This is a genomic window from Nocardia sp. 2TAF39, assembly GCF_052114905.1.
Taxonomy (GTDB): Bacteria; Actinomycetota; Actinomycetes; order Mycobacteriales; family Mycobacteriaceae; genus Nocardia.
In genome coordinates this window covers 1-5641 of record NZ_JBFRFQ010000098.1, presented here as the reverse complement: position 1 = coordinate 5641, position 5641 = coordinate 1, and the positions used below count along the sequence as shown (strand labels likewise).

Annotated in this window: 1 protein-coding gene; it reads right to left on the bottom strand. The window is 67.3% G+C overall.

The features are described 5' to 3' along the window. Window positions 1–5602, bottom strand: a 5602-nt coding sequence (locus AB4Z47_RS30270) for a hypothetical protein (RefSeq protein ID WP_441956071.1), incomplete at its 3' end; no start/stop codon positions are given. Window positions 5603–5641: the final 39 nt, after the last annotated feature.

The following is a 5641-nucleotide window of genomic DNA, read 5'->3' as shown; positions in this document are numbered from 1 at the left end:
ACCGGTCCGCCTCCCCGGTCAAACTCTCCGGAACCGGCCGCCCCACCGCCGCCCACGCACCCCGCCCCGCCACCGGCACACACTGCATCTCCGCCCCCGAGGCGTGGATGGCAGCGAACTCGTATGAAGCCGTGGCGATTTCGGAGTCTAGTTCCGCGGACCGAATCGTCGCCTCCGCGGGCGGTTCGCCGATCACGATTCCGAATTCGGGGCGCTGCGCAGTCGGCTCCGACTCGCTCGGATACGCCAGGCTGCGGATGACGCCGAGAACCCGCCGGAAGACGTCCCGATCGGCCGGGACCATGCCGGCGAGCACCTGCTCGACAGCCTCGAGCTCTATCTGCGCCCTATCGGCGATCGCTTGCGGGTCCGCCACAACCGTCCGCAGTTGCTCCGGGATGCCCTGCCAGCCCAATTGCACTGCGGCAGCGAGGATTGCCAGCTCCTTCGCGTTGCCGGCCAGCTCCTTCTTGCGCAATACCGACTCGACCGTCGCCACACCGCGGGCACCGGCAGCGGTCCGGACGTGCCCGGCGCTCACCTCGAACTCAGTCGCTGTCGCGGTGGTGGACAACTCCAGTCCGTGCTGCCGCGCGGCGGCCCGGATTCGCCGCAAACGACCCGCCGGCACCGGATGTCCCTCGACGGCAGCGGCAACCAACCGCACCGAAACGCCCGCTTCGGCCGCGACAGCCTGCCACAGCGGCAACTGCGGCAGCTGCAGGCCCACCAACCGAGCAGCCAGATAGGCCACCAACTGCTCCGGACCGATCTCCACCAGCTGGTTGTTCTTCAACCTGCTGACCGACGAGTTGTCGACATCTGCCAGCCAGGACACCGCCACCGCGGACTTCGGCTTCGGCACGGTGTAGTCGAGCTCGGCGGCTGCCCGGCGGATCGCCTGTTCGGTCACCGGGTTTACGTCGCGGCCTGCCAACAGGTCGCGCACATCCGACCGCTTCACCTTGGCCTTGGCAGCTACCTGGTTGGCCTTCGAGGCTTCCGGCAACGCCACCGCACCACTGCGCGTCACGAGCCGTTTCGGTGCGGGCTCGACGCTACCGTCGCCATTCGCCAACGATTGCGGCGACGGTAGCGTCCGGCTTCCCTCGGCGCGGCGCTGCTCCACCAAGCGCACCATGGCGTCCAACACCGACCGGCCGTCTCCCGACAGCGGCGACTGCCTGCCGCCCAACACTTCTCGCACCGTCCCATCGGAAAGCCCCGCGGCGACGGCTATGGCATTTGCGGAGATGTCCAACTCGGAGAACTGGATGGGAAGGCCGGTGCCACGCAAGTAGATGTCGACCGCGAACACCATCCAATCCCGCTGCTCGATCGGCAGGTCGAGAGCGAAATGCACCCGACGCACCGTGTCGACGTCGACCCCCGCCGCCCGAGCCACCGTCTCGTGGTCCGCCGGTGTAATCGGCTGAGCTTCCGCTGCAATATTTTCCGGCATTTCCAGACCCTGGCGCGACGCGGCCCTCCGCAGCAGTCCGCGCAACTGTGTCGCGATCGGATGCCCCGTGACTGCCGCGGCCACCACCCGGGCGGTCGGCAACCCAGCCTCCTCGGCAACCACGGTCCACAGCGGCAGCTGCGGTAGCGCGAAACCGAGTTCAGCAGCCATCGCATTCAAGTGCACCGCGTACTCGGGCGACAGCAACAACTCCTGCACATACGGCGGCAGCGACTGCCAGACCGCTTCGTCACCGACGTTGATCCGAGTGCCTGCCACCTGCGGCAAGCCCAGTCCCCGCAGCGCGGTGACCACGGTGCCGATCGGATCGTTGGGCCAGGGCAGCTGCGCCGCCTCGGCGGAGTCGATCTGCCGGGCTGCCGGCCGCCACCGGCGCAACTCCGCGGCGGTGCGCAGCCCGGCCACCGCGCCTAGTCCAGCGCTGCGGCTTTCGGTCAGCACCAACCGTGGCTCGGCCGCGGGGTCGGTGTGCTCGGTCAAGAATTGCGCGATGGCACCGGCCCGCTTCGCATGCGGCGCGGATACCAGAACCGACAACGACTCCGTGCCCTGCTTCGCCCGCAACGCCGCCATCTTCATGGTCTGCAGCAGATCCGGGTCTGCCGGACCGAACCCGGTGGTGCTGTGCCGCACCACATGCGCAGGTCCGGAGGCGATATGCACATCCGCCCACTCGGTGACCTTGTCGTCCTCGGCACGCCCGTGCCCGACCACCAACATCGTCGTGCCGCTGCTGCCGGGTAGCGCGAAGCTCAGCAACCGCACCAATGGATGTCCGGGCAGCTGTGCGGCCCAGATCTCGGCCGCGGTGAGCCGGTGCACCCAGGCATCCAACTCCTGCGACCGGGCCCGGTTCTCCGCTGTCGGTTCTTCGCGTCGTACCTGTGTCCATTCCAACGCCAGCCGAGCCCGGTGCACCTGGTCGGCCAGCACATCCGGCAGCTGCGGCTCGTCCTCGAGCATCTCATCGGCCATGGTGTGCAGGATCAACTGCCGCTTCGGCTCGTCGAGGGCCTGCCACAACCGCTGCAACACCTGGGCGCGCGGCTGCGCATCGGAGGTTGCCGCATCCACCCGACTACGGAAGGCATTCCAGGCGGTCTCCCCGGCCGCATAGTCCACCACCGCATCAAGATCGATCGGCAACACCGGCCGTGGGGTGATGTCTCCGACTATTGCCGGGTCACCTGCCATCGGCTGGATGGCATCGATAATCGCGGTACCTTCCGGTGTCTCCGGGGCGAGCCAGCCGTCGAGGAACATTTCAACCGTAGCCTCGCTCCGCCCGGCTGCCGCGGCCACCTGCCCGGTACGTCCGCGCACTTCACTCAACTCACCAGGCAGCCGGTGGTAGCGCAGCTGGAGCGCTGCGCCCAGCGCACGACGGTGGAACTGGTCGTCCACCGGCTGCTGCCGGGAGACCACCGCCTCCACCGTTGCCACCGAAACTCCGGCCGCGGCAGCAACTTCCGCCGTCGTTGTCCGGGGATGCGGGTACGGGTAGGCATCCGGGTCGACCGCGACCGTCGACGGCAAAGTCAGCCCGTGCTCCACCGCGGCGGTGGTCACCAGAGCGGCTACGTCCGGTCGCACCGGGATGCCCTTCAGCACGCACAGCACCGTGTCCACCGGCAGCCCTGCCTCCACCGCCACTGCCCGCCACAGCGGCAGCTGCGGTACCCGGACATAGCCGAATGCCACTGCCGCCGCCTGCAATTGCGCTGCGGCCTCTGGATCCACTTCACCACCGGCCAGCCAGCGCACGACGACGTCGGGCGCGACGTCCCGTGCCGCCGCTCGCGACTCGACCCGCGAACGTATGCCCGCCACTTCCCGCGGATCCACCGGCGTCACAGTTTCCAATGCCCGGGTATCGCCGCGTGGACTGCCGAACAGTTCGGCGATCAGGTCTTGGTCACCGGCTTCGGTAACGACATCGTGCGTCGCACCGAAAGCGACCGGCGTAATCGGTTTGCTGTTGACCCGAACACTGATCGCGCCGCTGCGCTCGGTATAGGTGAACTTGGTCTTGTCGGGTTTGTGCGCGGCCGGAGTGAAGGTCAGCGTTATCGATCGGTCGTTCACCGCTCCAGCCAGCTCGATATTCACCTCGAGCTCGCCGTATTCCGACGCCGTCAGCTCCTCGAGCTTGCCCGACATGGCCTCGACCGCAATGTCGCGATCCCCGAAGTCCCGCCAGCCGCCGACCATCTCGATCAGCCGCACCACCGCGTGCCGGCGAACCTGGTCTGCTTCGGCCAATTTCAGCATGATCTTGGCCTCGCCGTCGTGCGGATCCACCTCGAACACCAGATCGTTGCCGATAACGACGGACACGACGCCGAGAACGCTGAGCCGCCAGGCCGCGTCGGTGGGCAGCGCCGAGAAAAGTTCCAGCAGCCAATCCCGGGTGTCCTGGTCGAAATGCGTCTGACGGTCGAGCCACACAGTCCGCCTGGCGGCCACGACGCGGGTCCGGTCGAAACCGAGTTCCTCGGCTACCCGCTGCAGCTGCTGCGCGAGCTCGGCATCCACTTCGCTGCCGACCAGCCAGGTCTCGACCACCTCGGTCGGCACCTGATCCGCCCAGACTCGCGCCCGGAACTGCTCCAGCAGCGATATCACTGCGTAGGCATCGCCGTCCCGCGCCTTAGCGACGAGCTCCTCCGGTCGCACGAACTGCGGCTCATCGGTCGTGGCATTGAACAGATTGAGCAGATCAGATCGAATCGTTGTCATCCCCCGCGCGCCACCGCGGCCACCGCGGTCCAGCTCGGCCATTTTCCCTTCACGCTCGCCGTAGCGCAGCGTCCGGTGATCGCCGCCGTCGACCTGGATCCCCAGTTCCAGTCGACGGTTACCCATCATGTTTGTCGCGTCATTCGCTTCCGGGCCGCGCACCTCGACGGTCACCGTGGCCGTGCCGAATTCCGACTCCTGCAATGTGTCCAGCTCTGCCAGCAGGGCTCGCCCGGATGTAGCACGCTCGTCGTGCCATGCCCAGGCATCCATCAGCCCGATCGTCCGACGCAGCATGTCTATCCGGGCCGGGTCGGCGCCGGACATCTGCACTCTGAATTTGATCGACGAGTTACCGGGATGCATGACCACGGCCAACAGCAGCGCGTCCTGCGCATCCCAGATGTTCAAGGTGCCTGCCTGCTCATCGGTGACCATTGTCGACACTTCGAGCCGACCGCCCTGTTGCACCAATTCCCCAGCGAACTTCCGCGCAAGTGCTCGGGCGGCCGAGTCGATGCTCCACACCAACGGCACCGGTTGCGCGTTCTCCGGCAGCAGCCCATTTGTTTCGGTGAGCAGCCGGCCCTTCTTGTCCCGCTTGGGCCGGGTGAAGAATTCACCGAGCACGTGTCCCGGCTCCCCAGTGATCTTCGAAACCCCCGGGCCGGTTCGGGTGGGACCGCGCTGTGCCGTAGCAATGTTCTCGTCGGTAAGCCTGCCCGACTTCTCGGAGTATTCGAACTGCACCCCCATCCGCTTGGTTCGGACCTCGAGAACCAATCGCCGCTCCGGCGCGTGATCATGCACTGTGGCCGTCACTGTCCCGTCGCCGTACTGCTCCGCCAGCAACTCGTCGAGCCGGGTATTGACAGTGGCCAGGGCGGTGTCACGGGCCGCATGGTCGGTCCAGGCCCCGATCAGCCCGACCACCCGGCGGGCAAGTTCCTCCCGAGCCGAGTTCCCCTCGACCAGACGCGCCCGAACCATGATCTTCTGCTCACGGTCGCGCAGCGCCACCTCGAACGCGACACTTCCACCCGTATCGGCGATGTCCAGGAAGCCGTACCCTGAGCTCATCTCCCGGCCCACCCCGAATCGGAAATCACCGTTCACCAGCTCCTCGGCCAGCACACGCGTCCACGTCAGCATCTCGGGGTCGATCTCGGTGGCGCCATCGAGAATTACGCCGATCCGCTGCCGGGCCTCCGCCGGGGTAAGTACCTCATCCGGCCCCCGCCGCGGCGGAGTGCCACGCCCGACCTTGACATCCTCTACCGCCGCCGCCACGTCGGCACCCAGCAGCTGCGCCACATGAGCGGGCAGCGCCCCGTCGGGGCGTACCGGCACATCCGCGGACTCCCGCCCGGTCACCGTCACCCCCAGAACCGTCAGCGGGTCCTGCACCGAAACCCAAAC